Source organism: Streptomyces katrae, from assembly GCF_000717655.1.
In the GTDB taxonomy this organism is placed as follows: domain Bacteria; phylum Actinomycetota; class Actinomycetes; order Streptomycetales; family Streptomycetaceae; genus Streptomyces; species Streptomyces katrae_B.
Genome location: NZ_JNZY01000017.1, coordinates 76,233 through 103,038, shown reverse-complemented (window position 1 = coordinate 103,038; position 26,806 = coordinate 76,233). Strand labels below are relative to the sequence as shown.

General features: G+C 69.1%; 24 protein-coding genes and 4 tRNA genes. 7 read left to right on the top strand and 21 right to left on the bottom strand.

From position 1 onward, the window contains the following. Nucleotides 1-62 precede the first annotated feature (62 nt). The 9 genes from IF09_RS0121640 to IF09_RS0121600 form a co-directional block, all read right to left on the bottom strand. Nucleotides 63-3,962 carry a DNA-directed RNA polymerase subunit beta' gene (locus IF09_RS0121640; protein WP_030298179.1) on the bottom strand — a complete coding sequence of 1,300 codons (3,900 nt, stop codon included), beginning with the start codon at nt 3,960-3,962 and terminating at the stop codon, nt 63-65. A gap of 97 nt (nt 3,963-4,059) precedes the next feature. Next, nucleotides 4,060-7,542, bottom strand: coding sequence for a DNA-directed RNA polymerase subunit beta (rpoB, locus tag IF09_RS0121635; protein ID WP_030298176.1), 3,483 nt, complete (start codon nt 7,540-7,542; stop codon nt 4,060-4,062). A 606-nt stretch (nt 7,543-8,148) separates the two neighbouring features. After that, nucleotides 8,149-8,532 (bottom strand): 50S ribosomal protein L7/L12, encoded by a 384-nt coding sequence (gene rplL, locus IF09_RS0121630; protein ID WP_030298175.1) that lies wholly within the window; start codon nt 8,530-8,532, stop codon nt 8,149-8,151. Nucleotides 8,533-8,642: 110 nt separating this feature from the next. Further along, complete coding sequence (rplJ, locus tag IF09_RS0121625) at nt 8,643-9,173, bottom strand: 50S ribosomal protein L10 (RefSeq protein WP_030008449.1); 531 nt, start codon at nt 9,171-9,173, stop codon at nt 8,643-8,645. 376 nt (nt 9,174-9,549) lie between these two features. After that, nucleotides 9,550-10,278 carry a 50S ribosomal protein L1 gene (rplA, locus tag IF09_RS0121620; RefSeq protein ID WP_030154662.1) on the bottom strand — a complete coding sequence of 243 codons (729 nt, stop codon included), beginning with the start codon at nt 10,276-10,278 and terminating at the stop codon, nt 9,550-9,552. Between the two features lie 87 nt (nt 10,279-10,365). Continuing rightward, complete coding sequence (rplK, locus tag IF09_RS0121615; RefSeq protein WP_030154660.1) at nt 10,366-10,800, bottom strand: 50S ribosomal protein L11; 435 nt, start codon at nt 10,798-10,800, stop codon at nt 10,366-10,368. Nucleotides 10,801-10,968: 168 nt separating this feature from the next. Next, nucleotides 10,969-11,865: a transcription termination/antitermination protein NusG gene (nusG, locus tag IF09_RS0121610; RefSeq protein ID WP_030298169.1), complete on the bottom strand. Its 897-nt coding sequence runs from the start codon at nt 11,863-11,865 to the stop codon at nt 10,969-10,971. Between the two features lie 84 nt (nt 11,866-11,949). Next, entirely contained in the window at nt 11,950-12,231 is a 282-nt protein-coding gene (gene secE / locus IF09_RS0121605; RefSeq protein WP_030298162.1) for a preprotein translocase subunit SecE, read from the bottom strand. A 105-nt stretch (nt 12,232-12,336) separates the two neighbouring features. Continuing rightward, nucleotides 12,337-12,409: transfer RNA gene (locus IF09_RS0121600), tRNA-Trp, on the bottom strand. 192 nt (nt 12,410-12,601) lie between these two features. Here IF09_RS0121600 and IF09_RS0121595 point away from each other — a divergent pair. Next, nucleotides 12,602-13,828, top strand: a complete 1,227-nt coding sequence (locus tag IF09_RS0121595) for a pyridoxal phosphate-dependent aminotransferase (protein WP_030298160.1) — start codon at nt 12,602-12,604, stop codon at nt 13,826-13,828. Between the two features lie 249 nt (nt 13,829-14,077). Then, the gene (locus tag IF09_RS0121590; RefSeq protein ID WP_030298158.1) at nt 14,078-15,097 is read left to right on the top strand and encodes an adenosine deaminase; all 1,020 of its coding nucleotides are present in this window, start codon (nt 14,078-14,080) and stop codon (nt 15,095-15,097) included. 3 nt (nt 15,098-15,100) lie between these two features. On the opposite strand, the gene IF09_RS0121585 is transcribed toward IF09_RS0121590, so the two are convergent. The 10 genes from IF09_RS0121585 to IF09_RS0121540 all read right to left on the bottom strand — a co-directional run bounded on the left by IF09_RS0121585 (nt 15,101) and on the right by IF09_RS0121540 (nt 20,826). Further along, nucleotides 15,101-15,517, bottom strand: a complete 417-nt coding sequence (locus tag IF09_RS0121585) for a hypothetical protein (RefSeq protein ID WP_030298156.1) — start codon at nt 15,515-15,517, stop codon at nt 15,101-15,103. Nucleotides 15,518-15,532: 15 nt separating this feature from the next. Further along, nucleotides 15,533-16,648, bottom strand: a complete 1,116-nt coding sequence (locus IF09_RS0121580) for a UDP-N-acetylmuramate dehydrogenase (protein WP_267882163.1) — start codon at nt 16,646-16,648, stop codon at nt 15,533-15,535. After that, nucleotides 16,645-17,052: a DUF3291 domain-containing protein gene (locus tag IF09_RS0121575; RefSeq protein WP_030298154.1), complete on the bottom strand. Its 408-nt coding sequence runs from the start codon at nt 17,050-17,052 to the stop codon at nt 16,645-16,647. The genes IF09_RS0121580 and IF09_RS0121575 overlap by 4 nt, the downstream gene beginning before the upstream one ends. Nucleotides 17,053-17,088: 36 nt before the next feature. Further along, nucleotides 17,089-18,561 carry a DHA2 family efflux MFS transporter permease subunit gene (locus IF09_RS0121570; RefSeq protein ID WP_030298153.1) on the bottom strand — a complete coding sequence of 491 codons (1,473 nt, stop codon included), beginning with the start codon at nt 18,559-18,561 and terminating at the stop codon, nt 17,089-17,091. A gap of 123 nt (nt 18,562-18,684) precedes the next feature. Then, the gene (locus IF09_RS0121565) at nt 18,685-19,260 is read right to left on the bottom strand and encodes a TetR/AcrR family transcriptional regulator (protein ID WP_030298151.1); all 576 of its coding nucleotides are present in this window, start codon (nt 19,258-19,260) and stop codon (nt 18,685-18,687) included. A 101-nt stretch (nt 19,261-19,361) separates the two neighbouring features. After that, nucleotides 19,362-19,790, bottom strand: coding sequence for a MaoC family dehydratase (locus tag IF09_RS0121560; protein WP_030298149.1), 429 nt, complete (start codon nt 19,788-19,790; stop codon nt 19,362-19,364). A gap of 1 nt (nt 19,791) precedes the next feature. Further along, nucleotides 19,792-20,244 (bottom strand): MaoC family dehydratase N-terminal domain-containing protein, encoded by a 453-nt coding sequence (locus IF09_RS0121555; RefSeq protein ID WP_030298148.1) that lies wholly within the window; start codon nt 20,242-20,244, stop codon nt 19,792-19,794. A gap of 135 nt (nt 20,245-20,379) precedes the next feature. Further along, nucleotides 20,380-20,544, bottom strand: a complete 165-nt coding sequence (rpmG, locus tag IF09_RS0121550; protein WP_003956487.1) for a 50S ribosomal protein L33 — start codon at nt 20,542-20,544, stop codon at nt 20,380-20,382. A gap of 88 nt (nt 20,545-20,632) precedes the next feature. Continuing rightward, nucleotides 20,633-20,705 (bottom strand) — tRNA-Met (locus tag IF09_RS0121545). Nucleotides 20,706-20,753: 48 nt separating this feature from the next. Further along, nucleotides 20,754-20,826: transfer RNA gene (locus tag IF09_RS0121540), tRNA-Thr, on the bottom strand. Nucleotides 20,827-21,200: 374 nt separating this feature from the next. Here IF09_RS0121540 and IF09_RS0121535 point away from each other — a divergent pair. Both IF09_RS0121535 and IF09_RS0121530 read left to right on the top strand, forming a co-directional pair. After that, nucleotides 21,201-22,511 (top strand): amidohydrolase family protein, encoded by a 1,311-nt coding sequence (locus IF09_RS0121535; RefSeq protein WP_030298143.1) that lies wholly within the window; start codon nt 21,201-21,203, stop codon nt 22,509-22,511. Nucleotides 22,512-22,578: 67 nt separating this feature from the next. Beyond that, nucleotides 22,579-23,235 carry an SDR family oxidoreductase gene (locus IF09_RS0121530; protein ID WP_030298142.1) on the top strand — a complete coding sequence of 219 codons (657 nt, stop codon included), beginning with the start codon at nt 22,579-22,581 and terminating at the stop codon, nt 23,233-23,235. Nucleotides 23,236-23,242: 7 nt separating this feature from the next. Here IF09_RS0121530 and IF09_RS0121525 read toward each other — a convergent pair whose 3' ends face one another. Beyond that, nucleotides 23,243-23,680, bottom strand: a complete 438-nt coding sequence (locus tag IF09_RS0121525; protein WP_030298139.1) for a DUF3574 domain-containing protein — start codon at nt 23,678-23,680, stop codon at nt 23,243-23,245. A gap of 38 nt (nt 23,681-23,718) precedes the next feature. Between IF09_RS0121525 and IF09_RS0121520 the strand changes: the two genes are divergently transcribed. Further along, nucleotides 23,719-24,288, top strand: coding sequence for a maleylpyruvate isomerase N-terminal domain-containing protein (locus tag IF09_RS0121520; protein ID WP_030298136.1), 570 nt, complete (start codon nt 23,719-23,721; stop codon nt 24,286-24,288). Between the two features lie 101 nt (nt 24,289-24,389). Here IF09_RS0121520 and IF09_RS0121515 read toward each other — a convergent pair. Then, a tRNA-Tyr gene (locus IF09_RS0121515) sits at nt 24,390-24,471 on the bottom strand. A gap of 200 nt (nt 24,472-24,671) precedes the next feature. Between IF09_RS0121515 and IF09_RS0121510 the strand changes: the two genes are divergently transcribed. Together IF09_RS0121510 and IF09_RS0121505 are read left to right on the top strand one after the other, a co-directional pair. After that, nucleotides 24,672-25,160: a YajQ family cyclic di-GMP-binding protein gene (locus IF09_RS0121510; RefSeq protein ID WP_030298135.1), complete on the top strand. Its 489-nt coding sequence runs from the start codon at nt 24,672-24,674 to the stop codon at nt 25,158-25,160. A 202-nt stretch (nt 25,161-25,362) separates the two neighbouring features. Further along, complete coding sequence (locus IF09_RS0121505) at nt 25,363-26,790, top strand: SulP family inorganic anion transporter (protein ID WP_030298133.1); 1,428 nt, start codon at nt 25,363-25,365, stop codon at nt 26,788-26,790. The last annotated feature ends 16 nt before the right edge of the window (nt 26,791-26,806 follow it).

The window sequence follows — 26,806 nt, the reverse complement described above, 5'->3', positions numbered from 1 at the left end:
GGACACGACGAAGCCCCCCGCCGCTCCTCTCGGAGCAGCGGGGGGCTTCGTCTTACGAGCTGTTAGCCGTTGTACGGGCCGTAGTCGTAGTCCTCCAGCGGGACAGCCTGGCCGGAGCCGGTGCCGAAGGGCGAGTAGTCGATGTCGTCGTAGCCGACGGCCGAGTACATCGCGGCCTTCGCCTCCTCGGTGGGCTCGACCCGGATGTTGCGGTAGCGGGCGAGGCCCGTACCGGCCGGGATGAGCTTACCGATGATGACGTTCTCCTTGAGGCCGATGAGGCTGTCGGACTTGGCGTTGATCGCCGCATCCGTCAGGACTCGGGTCGTCTCCTGGAAGGAGGCGGCCGACAGCCAGGATTCCGTCGCCAGCGAGGCCTTGGTGATACCCATCAGCTGCGGACGGCCGGAGGCGGGGTGACCGCCCTCGGTGACCACACGACGGTTCTCGGTCTCGAAGCGCGAGCGCTCGACGAGCTCGCCCGGCAGGAGCTCCGCATCGCCGGACTCGATGATCGTCACGCGGCGGAGCATCTGCCGGATGATGATCTCGATGTGCTTGTCGTGGATCGACACGCCCTGCGAGTTGTAGACCTTCTGGACTTCGCCGACCAGGTGGACCTGGACCGCACGCTGGCCGAGGATGCGCAGCACGTCGTGCGGGTTGGTGGCACCCGCGGTGAGCTTCTGGCCCACCTCGACGTGGTCACCCTCGTGCACGATGACCTTGGCGCGCTTCGAGATCGGGAAGGCCGTCTCGTCGCTGCCGTCGTCCGGCGTGATGACGATCTTCTTCGTCTTCTCGGTCTCCTCGATCCGCACGCGGCCGGCGGCCTCGGAGATCGGGGCGACACCCTTCGGGGTACGGGCCTCGAAGAGCTCGACGACACGCGGCAGACCCTGCGTGATGTCGTCACCGGCCACACCACCGGTGTGGAAGGTACGCATCGTCAGCTGGGTACCGGGCTCACCGATGGACTGGGCGGCGATGATGCCGACCGCCTCACCGATGTCGACCAGCTTGCCGGTGGCGAGCGAGCGTCCGTAGCAGAAGGCACAGGTGCCGACCGCGGACTCACAGGTCAGGACCGAGCGGGTCTTGACCTCCTCGACGCCGTTGGCGACCAGGGCGTCGATGAGCACGTCACCGAGGTCGACGTTGGCCGGCGCGATGACCTTGCCGTCGATGACGACGTCCTCGGCCAGCATGCGGGCGTAGATCGAGGTCTCGACATCGTCGGCCTTGCGCAGCACGCCGTCCTCGCCGCGAACGGCGATCTTCAGCTTCAGACCGCGCTCGGTGCCGCAGTCCTCCTCGCGGATGATCACGTCCTGCGAGACGTCCACCAGACGACGGGTCAGGTAACCCGAGTCGGCGGTACGCAGGGCGGTGTCCGCCAGACCCTTACGGGCACCGTGCGTGGAGATGAAGTACTCCAGAACGGTGAGGCCCTCGCGGAAGGACGCCTTGATCGGACGCGGGATGGTCTCGTTCTTCGCGTTCGACACCAGACCACGCATACCGGCGATCTGTCGCATCTGCATCATGTTTCCTCGGGCACCCGAGTCAACCATCATGAAGATGGGGTTCGTCTTGGGGAAGTTCGCGTTCATCGCCTCGGCAACCTCGTTGGTCGCCTTGGTCCAGATCGCGATGAGCTCCTGCGTGCGCTCGTCCTTGGTGATCAGACCGCGCTCGTACTGCTTCTGGACCTTCTCGTCCATCGCCTCGTAGCCCGCGACGATGGCCTTCTTGGCCTCGGGCACGACGACGTCGGAGATGGCCACGGTGACGCCCGAACGGGTCGCCCAGTGGAAGCCGGCCGCCTTCAGGTTGTCGAGCGTCGCCGCCACGATGACCTTGGGGTAGCGCTCCGCCAGGTCGTTGACGATCTCGGAGAGCTGCTTCTTGCCCACCGAGTAGTCGACGAACGGGTAGTCCTCGGGCAGCAGCTCGTTGAAGAGCGCGCGGCCCAGGGAGGTGCGCAGACGGAAGCTGTCGCCCGGCTGGAACTCCTGCTCGCCCTCTTCGGCGACCGGCGGCACCCAGCCACGCGGCGGGATGGTGCCCACCGGGAAGCGGATATCGACGGACGACTGCAGCGCGAGCTCGCCGGCGTCGAACGCCATGATCGCCTCGGCCGTCGAGCCGAACGCGCGGCCCTCGCCCTTGGTGTCACGGAGCTCACCGTCGGTGGTCAGGAAGAACAGACCGAGGACCATGTCCTGGGTCGGCATCGTGACCGGACGGCCGTCGGCCGGCTTCAGGATGTTGTTCGAGGACAGCATCAGGATGCGGGCCTCGGCCTGCGCCTCCGCGGAGAGCGGCAGGTGCACGGCCATCTGGTCACCGTCGAAGTCCGCGTTGAACGCGGTGCAGACGAGCGGGTGGATCTGGATGGCCTTGCCTTCGACCAGCTGGGGCTCGAAGGCCTGGATGCCGAGGCGGTGCAGCGTGGGCGCACGGTTCAGGAGAACCGGGTGCTCGGCGATGACCTCTTCGAGCACGTCGTACACGACCGTGCGGCCGCGCTCGACCATGCGCTTCGCCGACTTGATGTTCTGCGCGTGGTTCAGGTCGACCAGGCGCTTCATCACGAACGGCTTGAAGAGCTCCAGCGCCATGGCCTTGGGCAGACCACACTGGTGCAGCTTCAGCTGCGGACCGACGACGATCACGGAACGCGCGGAGTAGTCCACACGCTTGCCGAGAAGGTTCTGACGGAATCGACCCTGCTTGCCCTTGAGCATGTCGCTCAGGGACTTCAGCGGACGGTTGCCGGGGCCCGTGACCGGGCGACCACGACGGCCGTTGTCGAACAGCGCGTCGACGGCCTCCTGGAGCATGCGCTTCTCGTTGTTCACGATGATCTCGGGGGCACCGAGGTCGAGAAGGCGCTTCAGACGGTTGTTGCGGTTGATCACGCGGCGGTACAGGTCGTTCAGGTCGGAGGTCGCGAAGCGGCCACCGTCCAGCTGCACCATCGGACGCAGGTCCGGCGGGATCACCGGCACGCAGTCCAGAACCATGCCCTTGGGCTTGTTGCTGGTCTGCAGGAACGCGGAGACGACCTTGAGGCGCTTGAGCGCACGGGTCTTCTTCTGGCCCTTGCCGGTACGGATGATCTCGCGGAGGCGCTCGGCCTCCTCCTCGAGGTCGAAGGACTCCAGGCGCTTCTGCAGCGCGGCGGCGCCCATGCAACCGTCGAAGTACGTGCCGAAGCGGTCACGCAGCTCGCGGTAGAGCAGCTCGTCGCCCTCGAGGTCCTGGACCTTGAGGTTCTTGAAGCGGGCCCACACCTCGTCGAGGCGGTCGATCTCGCGCTGGGCGCGGTCACGGAGCTGCTTCATCTCGCGCTCGGCACCTTCGCGCACCTTGCGGCGTACGTCGGCCTTCGCGCCCTCGGCCTCGAGCTCGGCCAGGTCGGTCTCGAGCTTCTTGGCACGGCCTTCGAGGTCCGCGTCACGGCGGTTCTCGATCTGCTGGCGCTCGACGGAGACGTGCGCCTCCAGCGACGGGAGGTCGCGGGTGCGGCGCTCGTCGTCGACGAACGTGATCATGTACGCGGCGAAGTAGATGACCTTCTCGAGGTCCTTCGGCGCGAGGTCCAGCAGGTAGCCAAGGCGCGACGGGACGCCCTTGAAGTACCAGATGTGGGTGACGGGAGCGGCAAGCTCGATGTGGCCCATCCGCTCACGACGCACCTTGGCGCGCGTGACTTCGACGCCACAGCGTTCACAGATGATGCCCTTGAAGCGGACACGCTTGTACTTGCCGCAGTAGCACTCCCAGTCCCGGGTAGGACCGAAGATCTTCTCGCAGAAGAGTCCGTCCTTCTCGGGCTTGAGGGTGCGGTAGTTGATGGTCTCCGGCTTCTTGACCTCGCCGTGCGACCAGGTTCGGATGTCGTCCGCGGTGGCAAGGCCGATCCGCAGCTCGTCGAAGAAGTTGACGTCGAGCACTGTGCGTCAATCCCTCTTTCGGGGTCGAGTCTCAATCATGGTCTGAACGGTCCCGGGGATGACGGGGGGCTCTTGAGCGAGCCCCCCGTCAGGCCCGTCAGACCTCTTCGACGCTGCTCGGCTCGCGCCGGGACAGGTCGATACCGAGCTCCTCCGCCGCGCGGAAGACGTCCTCGTCGGTGTCGCGCATCTCGATGGACATGCCGTCCGAGGACAGCACCTCCACGTTGAGGCAGAGCGACTGCATTTCCTTGATGAGCACCTTGAAGGACTCGGGAATGCCCGGCTCGGGGATGTTCTCGCCCTTGACGATGGCCTCGTAGACCTTCACGCGGCCGGTGACGTCGTCGGACTTGATGGTCAGCAGCTCCTGGAGGGCGTAAGCGGCGCCATAAGCCTCGAGCGCCCACACCTCCATCTCACCGAAGCGCTGGCCACCGAACTGCGCCTTACCACCCAGCGGCTGCTGCGTGATCATCGAGTACGGACCGGTCGACCGAGCGTGGAGCTTGTCGTCGACCAGGTGGTGGAGCTTGAGGATGTACATGTACCCGATCGAGATCGGGTCCGGGAACGGCTCACCGGAGCGGCCGTCGAACAGGCGCGCCTTGCCGGACGGGAGGACCAGGCGGTCACCGTCGCGGTTCGGGATGGTGTGCTCGAACAGGCCGGCGAGCTCGTCCTCGCGGGCGCCGTCGAACACGGGGGTGGCGACGTTGGTACCGGGCTCGACGCGGTCGGCCCCGATGACCTTCAGACGCTCGGCCCACTCCTCGCCGAGCCCGGAGACGTCCCAGCCGCGGCTGGCGAGCCAGCCGAGGTGGATCTCCAGGACCTGTCCCGGGTTCATTCGGGACGGGACACCCAGCGGGTTCAGGATGATGTCGACCGGCGTGCCGTCCTCGAGGAAGGGCATGTCCTCGATCGGAAGGATCTTGGAGATGACACCCTTGTTGCCGTGGCGGCCGGCGAGCTTGTCACCGTCGGTGATCTTGCGCTTCTGGGCGACGTAGACGCGGACCAGCTGGTTCACGCCCGGGGGAAGCTCGTCGCCCTCCTCGCGGTCGAAGACGCGGACACCGATGACCTTGCCGATCTCACCGTGAGGGACCTTGAGCGAGGTGTCACGCACCTCGCGGGCCTTCTCACCGAAGATCGCGCGGAGCAGGCGCTCCTCCGGGGTCAGCTCGGTCTCACCCTTGGGCGTGACCTTGCCGACCAGGATGTCGCCGGCGACGACGTCCGCACCGATGCGGATGATGCCGCGCTCGTCGAGGTCGGCGAGGACCTCCTCGGAGACGTTCGGGATGTCCCGGGTGATCTCCTCGGGGCCCAGCTTGGTGTCACGGGCGTCGACCTCGTGCTCCTCGATGTGGATCGAGGAGAGGACGTCGTCCTGCACGAGGCGCTGCGACAGGATGATCGCGTCCTCGTAGTTGTGGCCTTCCCACGGCATGAACGCGACGAGCAGGTTCTTGCCGAGGGCCATTTCGCCCTCTTCGGTGGCCGGGCCGTCGGCGAGGACCTGGGCCTCGACGATCCGGTCGCCCTCGTTGACGATGACCTTCTGGTTGACCGAGGTGCCCTGGTTCGAGCGGGAGAACTTGGCGACGCGGTACGTGGTGTACGTGCCGTCGTCGTTGGCGACGGTGATGTAGTCGGCCGAGACCTCCTGGACGACACCGTCCTTCTCCGCCTTGATCGAGTCACCGGCGTCGACCGCACAGCGGTACTCCATGCCGGTGCCGACGAGCGGCGCCTCCGCCTTGATGAGCGGAACGGCCTGGCGCATCATGTTCGCGCCCATGAGGGCACGGTTGGCGTCGTCGTGCTCGAGGAAGGGGATCATCGCGGTCGCGACGGACACCATCTGGCGCGGCGAGACGTCCATGTAGTCGACGTCGCCGCCGGCGATGTAGTCGATCTCGCCACCACGACGGCGGACCAGCACGCGGTTCTCGGTGAAGCGCATCTCATCGTTCAGGGCGGCGTTCGCCTGGGCGATGACGAAGCGGTCTTCCTCGTCGGCCGTGAGGTAGTCGACCTCGTCGGTGACGACGCCGTCGATGACCTTGCGGTACGGGGTCTCGATGAAGCCGAACGGGTTGATCCGGCCGTAGGAGGCCAGCGAGCCGATCAGACCGATGTTCGGGCCTTCGGGCGTCTCGATCGGGCACATGCGGCCGTAGTGCGACGGGTGCACGTCACGGACCTCGAAGCCGGCCCGCTCACGGGACAGACCACCCGGGCCGAGGGCGTTGAGACGACGCTTGTGCGTCAGGCCCGACAGCGGGTTGTTCTGGTCCATGAACTGCGACAGCTGGCTGGTGCCGAAGAACTCCTTGATGGAGGCGACGACCGGCCGGATGTTGATCAGGGTCTGCGGCGTGATCGCCTCGACGTCCTGGGTCGTCATGCGCTCGCGGACGACGCGCTCCATACGAGCCAGACCCGTGCGGACCTGGTTCTGGATGAGCTCGCCCACGTTGCGGATACGACGGTTGCCGAAGTGGTCGATGTCGTCGGTCTCGACGACGATCTCCCGGCCCGACTCGCCGACCGTCTCGGTCTCGCCCGCGTGCAGCTTGACCAGGTACTTGATCGTCGCGATGACGTCGTCGGTGGTCAGCACACCGGCGTCGAGCGGCTCGTCGGCGCCGAGCTTCTTGTTCACCTTGTAGCGGCCGACCTTGGCGAGGTCGTAGCGCTTCGGGTTGAAGTAGAGGTTCTCGAGCAGCGTCTGAGCGGCCTCACGGGTCGGCGGTTCGCCCGGACGCAGCTTGCGGTAGATGTCGAGCAGCGCGTCGTCCTGGCCCTGGGTGTGGTCCTTCTCCAGGGTGGCGCGCATGGACTCGTACTCGCCGAACTCCTCGAGGATCTGCTCGGTGGTCCAGCCGAGAGCCTTGAGGAGGACGGTGACGGACTGCTTGCGCTTGCGGTCGATGCGGACACCGACCATGTCGCGCTTGTCGATCTCCATCTCCAGCCAGGCACCCCGGGACGGGATGATCTTGGCGGAGAAGATGTCCTTGTCGGACGTCTTGTCGATGGAGGAGTCGAAGTAGACACCGGGGGAACGGACGAGCTGCGACACCACGACACGCTCGGTGCCGTTGATGACGAAGGTGCCCTTGTTGGTCATGAGCGGGAAGTCGCCCATGAAGACCGTCTGAGACTTGATCTCACCGGTCTCGTTGTTCGTGAACTCGGCCGTGACGAAGAGCGGCGCCGCGTACGTGAAGTCGCGCTCCTTGCACTCGTCGACGGAGTTCTTCGCCGGCTCGAACCGGTGGTCGCGGAACGTCAGCGACATCGAACCGGAGAAGTCCTCGATCGGCGAGATCTCCTCGAAGATCTCTTCCAGACCGGACTTGGTGGGGACGTCCTGTCCACTCTCGAGCGCCGACTCGACGCGAGACTTCCAGGCTGCATTGCCGAGCAGCCAGTCAAAGCTCTCGGTTTGCAGCGCCAGGAGGTTCGGAACCTCGAGGGGCTCCTTGATCTTTGCAAAGGAGATGCGCAGCGGGGCGGTGCTGGCACCGGTGTTCGTATTGGTCGAGGCGTTGCGCGAGGCGGCCAAGAGGGGGTCCTTCCGAGGGCTCGGACTCACTACGCGCGTACCGGTCCCAGCTGACACAGAAGACGGCCCGCCTGATCCGGCCGGTAAGGCCTGGTCAGGGCGTATCAATCAAGTGTGCTCGAGCGTGGGCATGCCCCTGGCGACGGGCAGGGGGCAGCTAACAGGCAGCGCAAAGGGTCAGTGTAGCCACTTGGCTCACTGATGTCCAGACCAGGTTTCCGGAAACCGGCAACAGGCCTTCCCCATGTCGTTTAAACCAACCCTGCAACCCTGCAACCCTGCGTCCAACATTGCGGCTCGTACCTACAGAGCGCGTATCAGTACTGCCCTCTTCGTAGCCGATCCATGCCTCGGATCCCGGATCCGTGTCCCGGATCCCGGATCGGGCGGACCGATCCCGCAACGGGTCTGAGAATTGCGCGCCGCGTGCCGTTCGTCAAGGCCCCCTGCTCCGTGCGGATCATCTCCGGACCCGGCCGCGGGGCAACGATGATCACCCTACTCCCCAACGAGACCAGGGCAAGTCAGGCACTGCGGATACGCCAAAGGGCGACCACCCTTACGGGTGATCGCCCTTGGTTGGGGCCTCAGGAGGCCCCAGAGGTGTTACTTGACCTCGACAGCCGCACCGGCAGCCTTGAGGGACTCGGCAGCCTTCTCGGCGGCCTCCTTGTTGACCTTCTCGAGAACCGGCTTCGGGGTGCCGTCGACGAGGTCCTTGGCCTCCTTCAGACCCAGGGAGGTCAGCTCACGCACGACCTTGATGACCTGGATCTTCTTGTCGCCCGCACCGGTGAGGATGACGTCGAACTCGTCCTTCTCCTCCTCGGGCTCGGCAGCGGCACCCGGGCCGGCCGGACCGGCAACGGCGACGGCCGCGGCGGCGGTGACGTCGAACTTCTCCTCGAAGGCCTTCACGAACTCGGAGAGCTCGATGAGGGTCATCTCCTCGAACTGGGCGAGGAGGTCGTCCTGAGAGAGCTTCGCCATGATGGGCGATCCTTCCACTAATTCGGCAGGTGCCGGATGTATATAGAGGCGGGCGTAACGGCCCGCTACGACCCACGCACTAGGCGGCGTGGATCAGTGCGCGAGCCGAATTACTCGGCACCGCCCTGCTCGGCGAGCTTGACGCGAAGCGCTTCCGCGGTGCGGACGAACTTCGACGGCAGCGCCTGGAAGAGCGAGGCAGCCTGAGACTGCTTGCCCTTGAACGCGCCGGCCAGCTTGCTGAGCAGAACCTCGCGGGACTCGAGGTCCGCAAGCTTCTTGATCTCATCGGCGGTGAGCGCCTTACCATCAAGGACACCCGCCTTGATGATGAGGTTCGGGTTGTCCTTGGCGAAGTCACGCAGGCTCTTCGCCGACTCCACCGGGTCACCGGTGATGAAGGCGACCGCGGTCGGACCAGCGAAGTGCTCGTCCAGCGCGGTGATCCCGGCCTGGTTGGCCGCAATCTTGGTCAGCGTGTTCTTCACCACGGCGTACTGGGCGTTCTCACCGAGGGAGCGACGCAGCGTCTTGAGCTGCGCGACGGTGAGACCCCGGTACTCGGTCAGCACGGCGGCGTTCGAGCTCTGGAACGCGTCCTTGAGCTCGGCTACCGATGCAGCCTTGTTGGGCGTCGGCATGGTGCGTTCGCCTCCTTCCGGGTGATGAGGACCGCTCAGAAGGGGCTGAAATAAGAAACGCCCCGGCGCAGGCGCCAGGGCGTGGCTCAACCGGAATGAATCCCGGGAACCTTCCACAGTCACCTACGCGGGTCGTCCGCAGTCAGCGGATCCTTCGGCCACCGAACCCTTGCGGGCACGGCAACGACCAGCGGTCTTTGGCTTCTGGTGAAGACTACGTGACCCGGCACCGGTCAGGCAAATCGGTCAGCGACCGGGGCCTCCCGAGGCCGCCCCGAGGCCCCCGGCAAGCAAGAAAACGGGCCCCTCGCCGCCCTGTGAGGGGGCGAGGGGCCCGTTTCAGCCACTCAGGTGAGCCGGAGGCTCAGCGTGGGGCTCAGACAGCGGCCGGGTCTTCCTCGACGAGGAGGTTCCGGGTGCGGTTCGAGTCCAGCTGGATGCCGGGGCCCATCGTGGTGCTCAGGGCGGCCTTCTTGACGTAGCGGCCCTTGGCGGCGGACGGCTTCAGACGAAGGATCTCGTCCAGGGCCGCGCCGTAGTTCTCGACCAGCTGCTCATCGGTGAAGGAGACCTTGCCGATGATGAAGTGCAGGTTCGAGTGCTTGTCGACACGGAACTCGATCTTGCCACCCTTGATCTCGGTGACAGCCTTGGCGACGTCCATGGTGACGGTGCCGGTCTTCGGGTTCGGCATCAGGCCACGCGGACCGAGCACGCGGCCGAGGCGGCCGACCTTGCCCATGAGGTCCGGGGTGGCGACAACCGCGTCGAACTCGTTCAGGCGGTTGCCCTTGGCGATCTCGTTGATCAGCTCGTCGTCGCCGACGATGTCGGCGCCGGCGGCTTCCGCGGCCGCAGCACGGTCACCGGTCGCGAAGACCAGGACCCGGGCGGTCTTACCGGTGCCGTGCGGGAGGTTCACGGTGCCACGGACCATCTGGTCGGCCTTGCGCGGGTCGACACCCAGGCGGAAGGCGACCTCGACGGTGGCGTCGAACTTGGTCGTGGAGGTCTCCTTGGCGAGACGGACGGCCTCGAGCGGGGCGTACAGCTTCTCCCGGTCGACCTTGGCGTCCGCAGCGCGGAGAGTCTTGCTGCGCTTCACTTCTGCTCCTGTATTTCGGCTTCAGGCATGGAGTCGTGGTGCGGACCAGCGCTTGGTCCTACCACTGGTGGTGCTGGGGTGGCTGGATCAGCCTTCGACCGTGACGCCCATCGAACGCGCGGTGCCGGCGATGATCTTCATCGCGGCGTCGACGTCGTTGGCGTTGAGGTCGGGCATCTTCAGCTCGGCGATCTCGCGGACCTGGGCGCCGGTGAGCTTGGCGACCTTGGTCTTGTGGGGCTCGCCGGAGCCCTTCTCGATGCCCGCGGCCTTGAGGATCAGGCGCGCGGCCGGCGGAGTCTTGGTGATGAAGGTGAAGGTGCGGTCCTCGTAGACCGTGATCTCCACCGGCACGACCATGCCACGCTGCGACTCGGTCGCGGCGTTGTAGGCCTTGCAGAACTCCATGATGTTGACGCCGTGCTGACCGAGCGCGGGGCCGACCGGCGGAGCCGGGTTGGCCGCACCGGCCTTGATCTGGAGCTTGATAAGCCCCGTGACCTTCTTCTTCTTGGGAGGCATTGCTCTCTCCGGGTCCTAGTGAGAGTTTTTCGCCGCCGATCCGGTCATCCGGATGGAGGCATACCGCACCACGATAACGGGTATCGGAGCGGGGCTAAAAACCGAGCAGGTCAGACCGCCCTTTGCGGGGCGATCTGACCTGTCCGGAAGCTTGCTTCAGAAGATCAGCTAGTTCTTCTGGATCTGGTCGAAGCTGAGCTCGACCGGAGTCTCGCGGCCGAAGATCTCGACGAGGCCCTTGACCTTCTTCGAGTCGGGGTTGATCTCGTTGATGGTCGCCTGCAGCGTCGCGAACGGGCCGTCGGTGACGGTGACCGAGTCGCCGACCTCGAAGTCCAGGACCTCGATGGTGCGCTTGACGGCGGGCGCGGGCAGGCCGGCCTCTTCCGCGGCGGCCTTGGCGGCCTTCTCCTGCGCCTCCGGGGCGAGCATCTTGACGATCTCGTCCAGGGTCAGCGGGTACGGGTCGTACGCGTTGCCGACGAAGCCGGTGACACCGGGCGTGTTGCGGACGACGCCCCAGGACTCGTTCGTCAGATCCATGCGGACGAGAACGTAGCCGGGCAGCTTGTTCTGCCGGACGTTCTTGCGCTCGCCGTTCTTGATCTGGACGATCTCTTCCTCGGGCACCTCGGCCTGGTAGATGAACTCCTCGACGTTCAGCGAGACGGCGCGCTGCTCCAGGTTGGCCTTCACGCGCTTCTCGTAGCCCGCGTAGGTGTGGATCACGTACCACTCGCCGGGCAGGAGGCGCAGTTCCTCGCGCAGGGCCTGGATGGGATCGACGGGCTCGGCGGGCTCGGCCTCGGCCTCGTCCGCGGCCTCGGTCGCCTCGGCGGCCTCTTCGACCTCGTCGGCAGCTTCTTCGACCTCGGCGTCGTCCTCGGACTCGGCGTCGACCTCGTCCTCGATGTGCAGCGCGGCCTCTTCGGCGGCGACACCGGCCTCGGCGTCGGCGAGCTCGACCTCGTCCGGGTCCACAGCGTCTGCCGCCTCGACGATGTCGAGCGCGTCCTCGACGGACTCGACGGAGTCGTGGCTCGCGTTCAGGTTCGGGTCAGACACGGTGGCTGCTTCTTCCTGGATACAAAAGGTGGTCGAACATGCGAAAACGGGCGGCACCCATCAAGGCGCCGCCCTCCGCGGGGATCAGCCGAAGACGAACTTGATGGCTTCCTGGAACCCATAGTCAATCACGGTCACCAGACCGATCATGATGACGACGAAGACAATCACCACGGTGGTGTACGTCGTGAGCTGATTGCGCGTCGGCCAGACGACCTTGCGGAGCTCCGCGACGATCTGGCGGTAGAACAGTGCAAGCCGGCCCAGAGGACCCTTCTTCCCGCGCTTGCCGCCCTTCCGGGCCTTCTTCTCGCGGGTGTCGTCCTCGGCGTCAGGCATGTCGATGGAGCCCAGGGCGTCCGTCACGTCTCTCACCTGAATCCGGGTCGTGGCCGTAGCCGCGCCCGGTTGCGCCGCACGGCGTTGCATCGAAGTACGTACCTGCGCACACGTCCGAGAAGGAGTGTGGAGCAGGGCCGGAGGGACTCGAACCCCCAACCGCTGGTTTTGGAGACCAGTGCTCTACCAATTGAGCTACGACCCTTTGCGTCCCCCAACCTACCGCATCCAGACGGGTGCACGGAGTGCTCGCGTTCTGGAGTGACCGGCGGGGTCCAACGACAGGTGAGTGTACGTGGTCCGGGCCCTGACGTCGAACAGAGCACATTTCCGGCTGCTCCGTCCGATGACCGGAACGGTGTGCGGCGCCTCTGGGGCGTCTGGGACGATTGGCCGCATGACCTCTGCAACGCCTTCCTCCGAGCGCCGGGTGTCCGCCCGTATCGGCGCCATTTCCGAGTCCGCCACCCTCGCCGTGGACGCCAAGGCCAAGGCCCTCAAGGCCGCCGGGCGCCCGGTCATCGGCTTCGGTGCGGGCGAGCCCGACTTCCCGACCCCGGACTACATCGTCGAGGCGGCGGTCGAGGCCTGCCGCAACCCGAAGTACCACCGCTACACGCCGGCCGGGGGCCTGCCCGAGCTGAAGGCCGCGATCGCCGCGAAGACGCTGCGCGACTCCGGCTACGAGGTCGACGCGTCGCAGGTCCTGGTGACCAACGGCGGCAAGCAGGCGATCTACGAGGCGTTCGCCGCCATCCTGGACCCGGGCGACGAGGTCATCGTCCCTGCTCCGTACTGGACCACCTACCCCGAGTCGATCCGCCTCGCCGGCGGTGTCCCGGTCGAGGTCGTCGCCGACGAGACCACGGGCTACCGCGTCTCCGTCGAGCAGCTCGAGGCCGCCCGCACCGCGCGCACCAAGGTCGTCCTGTTCGTCTCCCCGTCGAACCCGACCGGCGCCGTGTACTCCGAGGCCGACGCGGAGGCCATCGGCCGCTGGGCCGCGGAGAAGGGCCTGTGGGTCCTGACCGACGAGATCTACGAGCACCTGGTCTACGGCGACGCGAAGTTCGTCTCGCTCCCGGCGATCGTGCCCGAGCTGGCCGACAAGTGCATCGTCGTCAACGGCGTCGCGAAGACGTACGCGATGACCGGCTGGCGCGTGGGCTGGATCATCGGCCCGAAGGACGTGGTCAAGGCCGCGACCAACCTGCAGTCCCACGCCACCTCCAACGTCTCCAACGTGGCCCAGGTCGCGGCGCTGGCCGCCGTCTCCGGCAACCTGGACGCGGTCCACGAGATGCGCACCGCCTTCGACCGCCGCCGCCAGACGATCGTGCGGATGCTGAACGAGATCGACGGTGTCGTCTGCCCGACACCCGAGGGCGCGTTCTACGTGTACCCCTCGGTCAAGGACCTCCTCGGCAAGGAGATCCGCGGCAAGCGCCCGCAGACCTCCGTCGAGCTGGCGGCCCTGATCCTGGACGAGGTCGAGGTCGCGGTCGTCCCGGGCGAGGCCTTCGGCACCCCGGGCTACCTGCGCCTGTCGTACGCCCTGGGCGACGAGGACCTGGTGGAGGGCATCTCCCGCGTCCAGAAGCTCCTCTCCGAGGCAAAGGCCTAGGCCTAGGCCTAGGCCTCCGGCGGTACGCAGCCCGGTCCGAGCGGCGGTTCCCCCACGGGGAGCCGCCGCTCCGGCATTTCCGCCTGTTTTCGGCCCCGCCGGCGTTTGCGGCGCGGGTCCGGGGCGGCGCCCGGGCAGGCCCCGCGCATCGGCCCCGCCACCGCCTCCCGCCTCGCGCAGACGTTCGCGCAAGCCCCCGATCGGTAAAACCCCCTCCCGCCGAGCGCATCGGTACGGCAGGATCACCAGATGGAGCACGTACGCGATCTCACGCTTCTGCCGAAAGCCCACCTCCACCTGCACTTCACGGGGTCGATGCGCCCGTCGACCCTCCTGGAGCTCGCCGACAAGTACGGCGTCCGCCTCCCCGAGGCCCTCACCGCCGGCGAGCCGCCCAAACTGCGCGCCACCGACGAGCGCGGCTGGTTCCGCTTCCAGCGCCTCTACGACGCCGCCCGCTCCTGCCTGCGCGAGCCCGAGGACATCCGGCGCCTCGTCCGCGAGGCCGCCGAGGAGGACGTACGGGACGGCAGCGGCTGGCTGGAGATCCAGGTGGATCCGACCTCCTACGCCCCCCTGCTCGGCGGCATGATCCCGGCCGTCGAGATCATCCTGGACGCCGTCGACACGGCATCCCGCGAGACCGGGCTCGGCATGCGGGTCCTCATCGCCGCCAACCGCATGAAGCACCCCCTCGACGCCCGTACGCTGGCCCGCCTCGCCGTCCGGTACGCGGACCGCGGCATCGTCGGATTCGGGCTCTCCAACGACGAGCGCCGCGGCATGGCCCGCGACTTCGACCGGGCCTTCGCCATCGCCCGCGAGGGCGGCCTGCTCGCGGCCCCGCACGGCGGCGAGCTCACCGGACCCGCCTCGGTCCGGGACTGCCTGGACGATCTGCACGCCTCCCGCATCGGCCACGGCGTACGGGCCGCCGAGGACCCCCGGCTGCTCAAGCGGCTCGCCGACCGGCAGATCACCTGCGAGGTCTGCCCGGCGTCGAACGTCGCCCTCGGGGTCTACGAGCGGCCCGAGGACGTCCCGTTGCGCACCCTCTTCGAGGCCGGGGTGCCGATGGCGCTGGGCGCGGACGACCCTCTGCTGTTCGGATCCCGGCTGGCGGCGCAGTACGAGATCGCCCGCCGCCACCACGCCTTCACGGACGCGGAGCTCGCCGAGCTGGCCCGGCAGTCGGTGCGCGGTTCGGCGGCGCCGGAGGACGTGCAGGACAAGCTGCTGGCCGGGATCGGCCACTGGCTGGCCACCTGAGCCTCACCGCGTGAGCCGAAGGTCGCCCTCCCAGCAGTCGGCCCGTACCCGGTCGCCGTCGGGGAAACCGATCTCCAGCTGCGTGCGCCCGGTCTCCGGCGCCGCGAACTCGGCCACGGTGGCCACCTCGTCCCCGAGGTGCCGCAGGAAGGGGTGGTCGCCGAGGTCCTCGCCGACTTCGATCCGGCCCCACTCCCCCATGTCGTACGGCTCGTGGGGCGGCGCGGATTCGACGATGAGGCACCCGTCGGACCCGGTGCTGATCCTGGTGGACTCGCCCTCGCTGTCGATCAGCCAGACGTCGAGCGGTGCCTCGGAGCGCTCGCCCTCGTAGACGTGCCAGGACGCGACGATCCTGCTGATCGTGCGTCCCACCAGGCGGGTGGGGTCCGTACCGGCCCCGTGCCGTGGACAGAGCATGGCGGCCGGGACTCCTCAGATGCTGACGCCGACCGTCACCGGCTCGTTGACCAGGGTGACGCCGAAGGCCGCGTGGACGCCCGCGACGACCTCGCGGGCCAGGGCGAGGAGGTCCTCGGTGGTGGCCTCGCCGCGGTTGGTCAGCGCGAGCGTGTGCTTGGTGGAGATCCGGGCGGGGCCGGTGCCGTAGCCCTTGGTGAAACCGGCCTTGTCGATCAGCCAGGCCGCGCTGGTCTTCGTACGGCCGTCGCCGGCGGGGTACGCGGGCGGGGTGGTCCCGGCACCGAGCCGGTCCTGGACGCGGGCGAGGAAGGCGGCGTACGCCTCGTCGCTCAGGATCGGGTTGTGGAAGAACGAGCCGGCGGACCAGGTGTCGTGGTCGGCGGGGTCGAGGACCATGCCCTTGCCGGCGCGCAGGCGCAACACGGTCTCGCGGGCCTGCGCGGCCGGGACGCGGTTGCCGGCCCCGACGCCGAGGGCGCGGGCGGTCTCGGGGTACTTGATCGGTGCGGACAGGCCGCCCGCGTCCTCCAGGGCGAAGCGGACGCGGAGGACGACGTAGCGGTCGGGCTGGTCCTTGAAGGTGCTGTTGCGGTAGCGGAAGGCACATTCGGCGGCGGTGAGGGTGACCGTCTCGCGGGTGGTGCGGTCGTAGGCGACGACCTCGGTGATGGTGTCGCAGACCTCCTGGCCGTACGCCCCGACGTTCTGGATCGGGGTGGCGCCGGCGGAGCCGGGGATTCCGGCGAGGCACTCGATGCCTGCCAGGCCCGCCTCGACGGTACGGGCGACGGCGTCGCTCCAGTTCTCGCCGGCGGCGAGCTCCAGCCGCGTCCCGTCCAGGTGGAAGCCGGTGGTCGCGATGCGCAGGGCGGTGCCCTCGAAGCCGCGGTCGCCGATGACCAGGTTGCTGCCGCCGCCGATGACGAGGAGCGGGGTGCCGCTCTCGTCCGCGGTGCGGACGGCGTCGACCACCTCGGCGTCGGTGGTCGCGGTGACCAGACGGGTGGCGGGGCCACCGAGGCGGAAGGTGGTCAGGGGGGCGAGGGGGGCGTCGTGGAGTTCCTGCACGTGGACAAGAGTACGGTCCGTACCCCTCGCATCCCTGCGGGGCCACGGACCGTACGTCACGAGCGGGTTTCCCGTCCGCCGTCTTCGGCCAGCCGGCGCTCGGCCTCGGCCCAGGTGATCGGGAGCGCGGCGGCCGGAGCGGTCCAGAAGGTGAAGGCCGACTCCCTCATGAACGCGGCGGCGGCGCGGGAGCTGGAGCGGTGCGGCTCGCTGCGGGCGAAGCGGTAGAGCGCGTCGCGGTCCTCCCAGGCGGAGAGGGTCAGGAAGGTCCGGCTGAAGATCCGGGCCCGCAGGGCGACGCCGTGGGCGCCGGGGGCGGAGCGGATCTGGCGGATGATGCCGGGCGACTTGAGGAAGAACCGGAAGGCGCCGGCGAGGGTCTCGGTCTCGAAGCGGGAGGCCATGACGTAGACCTCGGCTTCGGGAGCGGGCGGGGTGGGCGTGGACCAGGGGATGTCGGGCACGACGTGCGCTCCTTTTCTGTTGCGGTCCGGTGCCGGTCAGCGCGCGGCGGGGGCCTGGTCGGCGAGGACGGGGGCAGGGGCGGGGATGACGGGGGCGGCGGCCTTGCGGGCTCCCTTGCCCGGCACCAGGAGGGCGAAGGCGGCTGCCGCTGCCACCGCGGCGGCGCCGATCCACAGCGCGGGCACGGTCCCGTCGGTGAAGGCCTGGGGGGATTCGTAGCCGCCCTGCGCGGAGAAGACCGAGGCCAGGACGGCGACACCGAGGGCGCCGCCGACCTCGCGCAGGGCGTTGTTGGCGCCGGAGGCCTTGCCCTGGTCGGCGGGGGACACCGTGGACATCAGGATGTTGGAGGCGGGGGCGAAGAACAGGCCCATGCCTATGCCGCTGAGGATCAGTGCCGGGAGCTGGGCGGCGTACGAGACGTCGGTGCTCAGGATCGTCGCGAACCAGCCGAGGCCGAGGGCTTGCAGGGCGAGCCCGGTGGCGACGACGGGGCGGCCGCCGATCCGGTCGGAGAGGATGCCCGCGACCGGGGCGGCGATCATCGGCATGGCGGTCCAGGGGAGCATGCGCAGCCCGGCCTGGGTGGGCGTGTAGCCGGCGACGCCCTGGAGGAACTGGCTGAGCAGGAAGATCGAGCCGAACATGCCCAGGTACATCAGCAGGCTGGCCGCGTTGATCCCGAGGAAGCCGCGGCCCAGGAAGAGGCGCATCGGCAGCATCGGGTTCGCGTGGCGGAAGCCGTGGACGACGAATCCGCCGGCGAGCACGGTGCCGGCGATCAGGCCGGTGAGCACCGGGGTGCTGGTCCAGCCGTCGGCGTTGGCGTTGACGAGGCCGTAGACGATGCCGAAGAGGCCGCCGCTGATGAGGAGGGTGCCCGGCACGTCCAGACGGGCGTTGGGGGCGGTGGATTCGGTCAGCTTGAGGCGGGCGAGCGGGATCAGGGCCAGGCCGATCGGGATGTTCAGCCAGAAGATCCACTGCCAGGATATGTGCTCGGTGAGGGTGCCGCCGATGAGCGGGCCGCTGGCGACGGCGAGGCCACCGACGGCGCCGAAGATGCCGAGGGCCATGCCGCGGCGGGCGGGCGGGACGGCGGCGGTGAGCAGGGTGAGCGTGAGCGGCATCATGATCGCGGCGCCGACGCCCTGGACGGCGCGGGCGGCGATGAGCTCGTTGATGCCGGGCGAGAGGGCCGCGACGGCGGAGGCGCCGGTGAATATCGCGAGGCCGGACATGAAGAGCCGGCGCCGGCCGAAGCGGTCGCCGAGGGCCGCGCCGAACATGAGGAGGACGGCGAAGGTGAGCGTGTACGCGTTCACCGTCCACTCCAGGTCCTCCAGCGCTCCGCCGAGGTCCTTGCGGATGGCGGGGAGTGCGGTGGTGACGACGAGGTTGTCGAGGGCGGCCATGAAGCCGGCCACGGAGGTGAGGACGAGGGCCCAGACGGCGGGTCCGCGGAGGGCGGTGCCTTGGGTGCCGCGGGTTCCTCGGGTGTCTTGGATGCCTTGCGTGCCGTTCACGATGTCCCCCTGCGGGTCAGAACTGAACTGTTAGTTATTGCTGACTAACTTTCGCGCCCATGAAAATCCGCCGCACAGGGCGTGCGGACCGGACCGGCCGGGGGCTCACTCCCCCGGCCCCTCCGGGCCCTTGAGGCTGCCGGAGGGGTAGAAGCCCTCCCAGACCCGGTGACCGGGCGGGAAACCCATGGCGGCCAGGGTGTTGATCAGCATTCCGTAGGCCATGAAGGTCGTGGTCTCCTTCACATCGCCACCGAGGGGCACGCGGACGGTGTCCCAGAGGTCCATCCAGCCCTTGCGGACGAGCTCACCGAGCTGGTGGTCGCCGGCAGCCTCGGCAGCGGCGACGGTGACGTACATCTGGAGCTGCATCTGGAGCTTGTCCGGGTCCTCGGTGATGAGCCGGACGTACGCGTCGGCCATGGCGTGCGCGGCCTCCTCGCCCTCGAGTCCTTCGGCGGCGGCTGCGAACACCTCACGGCTCTCGCGCAGGCAGCGCTCGGCGGCGGCGAGGAAGATGGCCGGCTTGTTGGGGAAGAGCCGGAACAGGTACGGCTGCGAGACGCCGACGCGCTTGGCGATCGCCTCCGTGGAGGTCCCGTAGTAGCCGCCCCGGGCGAACTCGTGCACCGCCGCCCGGATGACGCTCTCGCGCCGCTCGTCCGCACTCATCCTTGCCATGCATTCGAAGTTAGTGCTCAATCACTAACTTGGCAAGCCCTTAAGTCGGGCCCCGCTCCGGGAGCGGGGCCCGGCCGGCACGTGGGCGCGCCGAGGATGGGTCAGGCCAGGGCGACCAGGGCCCTGGACATGCCGAGGACCTTCTGGCCGGCGCTCATCGCCGTCAGGTCGACCCGCACGCGGTTGTCCTCCAGCTTCGCCGCAACCTTGGCCGTGACCTCGATCACCGCACCCGCGTCGTCGTTCGGGACCACCACCGGCTTCGTGAACCGCACGCCGTACTCCACGACCGCTCCCGGGTCACCGACCCAGTCGGTGACCACGCGGATCGCCTCGGCCATCGTGAACATGCCGTGCGCGATCACGTCCGGCAGTCCGACCTCCTTGGCGAACTTCTCGTTCCAGTGGATCGGATTGAAGTCGCCCGAAGCACCCGCGTACTTCACGAGCGTGGCCCGCGTCACGGGGAAGGACGCCGCCGGCAGCTCGGTGCCGACCTCGATGTCGGCGTACTTGATCTGCGCAGTCATCTCAGGCCTCCTGGGGGGCGCGGGAGACGAGCTTCGTCCACGCCGTCACCACGTGCTCGCCGGTCTCGTCGTGGACCTCGCCACGGATGTCGATGATGTCGTTGCCCGCCATCGACTTCACGGCCTCGATCGTGGAGGTCACCGAGAGCCGGTCCCCTGCACGCACGGGGCGCGAGTACGCGAACTTCTGGTCGCCGTGTACGACGCGGCTGTAGTCCAGACCCAGCTGCGGGTCCTCCACGACCTGGCCGGCGGCCGCGAACGTGATCGCAAACACAAAAGTCGGCGGAGCGATCACATCGAGGTGGCCGAACGCCTTGGCCGCTTCGGGGTCGGTGTAGACGGGATTCTCGTCACCCACCGCAACCGCGAATTCGCGGATCTTCTCCCGGCCGACCTCGTACGGATCGGTGGGCGGGTAGCTACGCCCCACGAAGGACTGGTCGAGCGCCATGGCTCCCTACCTCCTGTTGAAAAAGACGGTCACGAAAAACGATCACGAACCGGCGGTCACGGAAACGACACGAGGCCGCCCCCCGATGAAGGGGACGACCTCATGACGGTGCCTGTATTCGAGACTTCGCTGGGGTCAGCGGGTCTCGCGGTGCGCGGTGTGCGAGTTGCAGCGCGGGCAGTGCTTCTTCATCTCAAGACGGTCCGGGTTGTTACGCCGGTTCTTCTTGGTGATGTAGTTCCGCTCCTTGCACTCCACGCAGGCCAGCGTGATCTTCGGGCGGACGTCGGTGGCAGCCACGTGAGTGCTCCTTGACGGACTATGGGACGGATGAACGCATAAAAGAGTAGCCGATCGGGAGACCGACCCCGCAATCGGCTACTGTGGGTAGCGGCGACCGGACTTGAACCGGTGACACAGCGATTATGAGCCGCTTGCTCTACCGACTGAGCTACGCCGCTTTGATGTGATCAGCTCCCCACCCGAGGGTGGGGAACCTCTCTCACCAGAGCCCCAATGCGGAATCGAACCGCAGACCTTCTCCTTACCATGGAGACGCTCTACCGACTGAGCTATTGGGGCGAGCGATGAAGACATTACACGGTTGCCTGCCCATCGCCCAAATCCTTTGCGGGGACTGGCCTCCGAGGGGGCGGCCACGCCTTTCCCGATCAGCCCCCAAGCGGCTCCGGAGCCCTTTTCGGGGCAGATTGTGGCCGGGCTCACAAACCCGCTGCCCCCGGCAGGCACGTGGAGCACCCGAATCGGCGCGCCCCCGCTGCCGACAGGGGCGCGCAGGCGGGCGCCACGGCACGGGGCACCACACCGGTACGACTATTGCGCTCTTCCGTGAAGCGGGGAGCCCTTCGCCCTAGGCTCTGAGCACGCTGCGTGATCTTGGGCCGCAGGCCGCGGCCACCCGGCCCAGGAACCGCCCGAGCCACCGCAGGAGCGCGATGTCCGACAGCCAGCCGCAGCAGCCGTCCTCCTCCCCGCGCAAGGGCCGCGGCGAAGGCGGGGGTCACGGGCCGCAGCGCCCGACGGGCAACGCGAACGCGGCCGCCGCCGAGTCCACCACCCTCCTGCTCACCGGGGGCCGCCTCACGGACGGCCGTGCGGTCGACGTCCGGCTCGGCGGCGGCCGGATCCAGGCCGTCGGCACCGCGGGCAGCCTCCCCGCTCCCGCCCTCTCCCGGGTGGACCTCGGCGGCTACCTCCTGCTCCCCGCCCCCGCCGAGCCGCACGCACACGGGGACACCGCCCTGACCGCCGACGGCGAGGGGCCCGTCTCGTACACACCCGACGAGGTGCAGCGCCGGGCCACCGAGGCCGCCCTGCTCCAGCTCGGGCACGGCGCCACGGCCGTGCGCTCCCACGTCCGCATCGGCGACGTGCACGGCCTCGGCCCCATGGAGGCCGTGCTCCAGGCCCGCCGCTCGCTGCGCGGGCTCACCGACCTGACCGCCGTCGCCGTGCCCCGCCTCCTCACCGGGATGGCCGGGGCCGACGGGTTCGCCATGCTGCGGGACGCCGTGAAGATGGGCGCCTCCGTCATCGGCGGCTGCCCGGACCTGGACCCCGACCCGACGGGCTTCCTCGAGGCCGTCCTGGAACTCGCCGCCGAGCACGGCTGCCCGGTGGACCTGCACACGGACGGTGACGATCCCGGCCGCCTGGCCCGGCTCGCGGCGATGGCCGGCGGGTTGCGCCCGGGGGTGACGATCGGCCCCTGCGGCGGGCTCTCGCGGCTCCCGCTGGACGTGGCGCACCGGGCCGCCGACCAGCTGGCCGCGGCCGGCGTACGGGTGACCTGCCTGCCGCAGGGCGACTGCGCGGCCCTGGAACGGCGCGGCCTGCGCACCGCGCCCGTACGGCTGCTGCGCGCCGCCGGGGTCCGGGTCGCGGCCGGCAGCGGGGCGCTGCGGGACGCCGGGAACCCGGTCGGCCGCGGCGACCCGCTGGAGGCCGCGTTCCTGCTGGCCTCCCAGGGCGGGCTGCGGGCGGCCGAGGCCTACGCGTCGGTCAGCGGCGAGGCCCGGGAGGCCATGGGCCTGCCGGAGGTCCGGGTGGAGGCCGGGTTCCCGGCGGAGCTGCTCGCCGTACGGGGGGACCGGATCTCGGGCGTGCTGTCCCTGGCCTACAGCCGGATCGTGATCCACCGCGGCCGGGTGGTAGCCCGGACGAGTGCCGTACGGGAGTACTGCGACTCGGCGGTCGCGGTGGCGCTGGACCTGCCCCGCCAGGGCCGTGCGGAGCCCGGTCCCTGAACGTTCGCAGGCCCATCGGTGGACACCTTCGCGGGCGGCGGCGCCCGGCTCGTCGTACGGTCGGGGCATGCGCATCGTCATCGCGGGTGGACACGGTCAGATCGCGCTGCGGCTGGAGCAACTGCTCTCCGCGCGCGGGTACGAGGTCGCGGGCATCATCCGCGACCCGGCGCAGGGCGACGACCTGCGGGAGGCGGGCACCGAACCGGTGCTCTGCGACCTGGAGTCGGCTTCGGTCGAGCACGTGGCGGGCATTCTGCAGGGCGCGGACGTGGCGGTGTTCGCGGCCGGCGCGGGGCCCGGCAGCGGTGTCGAGCGCAAGGACACCGTCGACCGGGGCGCGGCGGTGCTGTTCTCGGACGCGGCCGAACGGGCGGGGGTGCGGCGCTTCCTGATGGTCTCTTCGATGGGCGCGGACGCGTACCACGAGGGCGACGACGTCTTCGACGTCTACCTGCGGGCGAAGGGCGAGGCGGACGACCACGTACGGACCCGGCTGGGCCTGGAGTGGACGGTCCTGCGGCCCGGGTCGCTGACCGACGACCCGGGGACGGGGCAGGTGCGGCTGGAGGTGCGGACGGGCGGCGGCTCGGTGACGCGCGACGACGTGGCGGCCGTGCTGGCGGAGCTGATCGAGACCCCGGCGACGGCCGGGCTGACGCTGGAGCTGGTCGAGGGCTCGACCCCGGTCGCGGTGGCCGTCAAGGACGTCGCGGGCAACTGAGGCGCCCTCAGAACTCTGCGGTCACCTTGTCGTCGGAACGCCCGACGGAGTCCTGCTGGTACTGGTCCTCGTAGGCCTGCCGGATCCGCTCGATGCGTGCGCTGCGTTCGTCGGCCTCCTTCTCCGGGTAGAGGAGCACCACCTCGTACGAGGTCTCGCGGATGACCTTGCCCTCCCGCCGCCACTGGCCTTGCCCGTCCTGGAGGGTGAGGCCCTCGGGGAACGCGGGGGTGATCTCGCGCTCCAGGAAGCGCATGAACTCCTGTTCCGCGACCGGGGCGCGGCCGTCCGGGCGTTCGGTGCCGAAGTAGAGCCTGGTTTCCTGGTAGGGCTCACCCACATGGCTGTGCAGTGCGGCCCCGACCAGGGCCGGGATCCCGGCCCCGAGGAGGGCGAGGAGCACGCCCCCGCCGACCTTCCCGCGCGTGTCAGAAATGAAGTTCACGACCGGAGAACGAACAGGAGATCAGGACGATGCGGCCGATGACCGGCTCCGACGTCGAACGGGCGGCAGCCGAAATGGTGTCGGCCCTGACGCCGCACATCGGACGGGACTGGGAGGCGAAGGCCGGTTCGCTCGACTGGACCTGCTGGACGACGGCGGCGCACGTCGCCCACGACCTGCTGGGGTACGCCGCCCAGGTGGCCGCGCTGCCCTCGGACGGCTATCTGCCGCTGGACCTGCGCGTACGGGAGGCTGCCCCGCCCGAGGCGGTCCTCCAGGTGGTCTCGGCGGCGGCCCGGCTGCTGGGCACGGCCGTGGACGCGGCGCCGGAGTCCGCGCGGGCCTGGCACTGGGGCCCCTGCGATCCGGGCGGCTTCACGGCGATGGGCGTGGCGGAGATCCTGCTCCACACGTACGACATCGCCCAGGGCCTCGACCTCCCCTGGCTCCCGCCGGCCGGCCTCTCGGCGCTGGTCCTGGCCCGGCTCTTCCCGGACTCCCCGTCCGGCCCGGCCCCTGAGGTCCTCCTCTGGTCGGCCGGCCGCCTGGCCCTCCCGACCCGCCCGCGCCGTACCACCTGGTCCTGGCGCGTGTCCCTCACGCCCTGACCGGATCCGGACGCGGAACCCCCGCGTTCGTTCCGATCACCGGAGCATGCGAGAAGACCCCCGTCACTGCGCTTCCGCAGTAACGGGGGTCTCACATCGCGTGGCGGCGCCAGGGTTCGAACCTGGGTAGGCTGAGCCGGCAGATTTACAGTCTGCTCCCTTTGGCCACTCGGGCACACCGCCAAGAGTCGTTGCCGTTTTTTCCGCCTTGCGGCGGCGCTCCCTGGCAACGACGTAAACAATACCTGATGTGCGGGGGTGCTTCGCCACCGGATTGATCAGCGCTGAGGGTGGGCGCGGTGGCTAGGCTTTGCGGAGCGGGCCGGGCATGTCCGGCCGCGCCCTCCGGGGCAATGACAGCCGACTTCAAGGAGCCACAGCACATGGCCGACTCCAGTTTCGACATCGTCTCGAAGGTCGAGCGGCAGGAGGTCGACAACGCCCTCAACCAGGCCGCCAAGGAACTCTCGCAGCGCTACGACTTCAAGGGCACCGGCGCCACCATCGCCTGGTCCGGCGAGAAGATCCTCATGGAGGCGAACTCCGAGGAGCGCGTCAAGGCCGTCCTCGACGTGTTCGAGACCAAGCTGGTCAAGCGCGGGATCTCGCTGAAGGCGCTCGACGCCGGCGAGCCGCAGCTGTCCGGCAAGGAGTACAAGATCTTCGCCTCCATCGAGGAGGGCATCTCCCAGGAGAACGCCAAGAAGGTCGCGAAGATCATCCGGGACGAGGGTCCCAAGGGCGTCAAGGCCCAGGTGCAGGGCGAGGAGCTGCGCGTCAGCTCCAAGAGCCGTGACGACCTGCAGGCCGTCCAGGCACTGCTCAAGGGCAAGGACCTGGACTTCGCCATCCAGTTCGTGAACTACCGCTGATCGCGGTCCCCCACCTGCCGTCCGGCGGCCCGGCGGTCCTTCCAGGACCGCCGGGCCGCGACCGTTTCCTGGGGCGTGCGGATCATGAGCCCGGCGTGCGCGGCGCATGCGCCTCAGCGGCCCCCGATGAGCACTTGGGGAGCCCTGCGCGCGCCCGCCACTGTGGTGGCCATCATCACCGCGGGACAGGGGAGGTTCTCGGATGCCTGGGGTCGACACGTTTCGCGAAGACTTCGGGGCGTCCGTCGTCGTGGCGCTCGTCGCGCTGCCCCTCTGTGTGGGCGTGGCCGTCGCCTCCGGTGTGCCGGCCGAGCTGGGGATCATCACCGGAGTGGTCGGCGGGCTGGTCACCGGGTGGTTCCGGGGGAGTTCGCTCCAGGTGAGCGGGCCGGCCGCCGGGCTCACCGTGCTCGTTTACGAGGCGGTGCACACGCACGGTCTCCGCGCGCTCGGGGTCCTGGTGCTGGCCGCCGGGCTGCTGCAGCTGGGCATGGGGGCGCTGCGGCTCGGGCGGTGGTTCCGGGCGATCTCCGTCGCCGTCGTGCACGGGATGCTGGCCGGGATCGGGCTCGTGCTGATCGCGGGGCAGCTGTACGCCGTGGGCGGCGTACAGGCCCCCGGCGGAACCCTGGAGAAACTGGCCGCGGTGCCGGGGCTGGCCGGGCGGGCCGACTGGTCCGCCGTGGCACTCGGGGCCGGGACCATCGCCGTCCTCGTGGCCTGGCGCCGGATGCCCGCCCGGCTGCGGCTCGTGCCGGGCGCGCTCGTCGGGGTGGCCGCCGCCACCGCCGTGTCGATGCTGCTGCAGCTGCCCGTCGGGAAGGTGACGGTGACCGGGGTCCTGCAGGCCGTGGCCCCGCCCGGCTGGGGGGACTTGGGGCTGCTGGCCTCCGGTGGGGCCCTCGGAACCGTGATCGCCCTGGCGCTGATCGCCTCCGCCGAGACCCTGTTCAGCGCGGCGGCCGTGGACCGGATGCACGACGGGACACGGACCCACTACGACCGCGAGCTCATGGCCCAGGGCGTCGGCAACACCGTCTGCGGACTGCTCGGGGCGCTGCCGATGACCGCCGTGATCGTGCGCAGCGCCGCCAACGTGGAGGCAGGGGCCCGCACCCGGGCGTCCCGCATCCTGCACGGCGGCTGGCTGCTGCTGTTCGCCGTCGCGCTCCCCCAGCTGCTCGAAGTGGTGCCGCTCGCCGCGCTGGCCGGGGTACTGCTGCACGCCGGCTGGAAGCTGCTGCCGGCCCGGGCCGTCGCCGGCCTGTGGCAGACGCACCGGGGCGAGGCGGTGGTGCTGGTGGCGACGGCCTCCGCGATCGTGGCCACCAACCTCTTCGAAGGAGTGCTGGTCGGGCTGGGTCTGGCCGTGGTCAAGGCGGCCTGGGAGACCTCCCACGTGCACATCGAGGAGGTGTGGGAGGACGGGGAGCTGCGCGTCCAGGTCATGGGGAGCGCCAGCTTCCTGCGGCTGCCGAAGCTGCTCGACGCGCTGGACGCACTGCCCGCCGGACAGCCCGTACGCCTCGACCTCAGCGGGCTGCGCCACCTGGACCACGCCTGCTTGACCGCCCTCCACGGGTGGGAGCAGAACCGCGCGCCGCTGACCGGCCGGGAAGGCGTCATCTAGAGCGGCTACCCTCCGC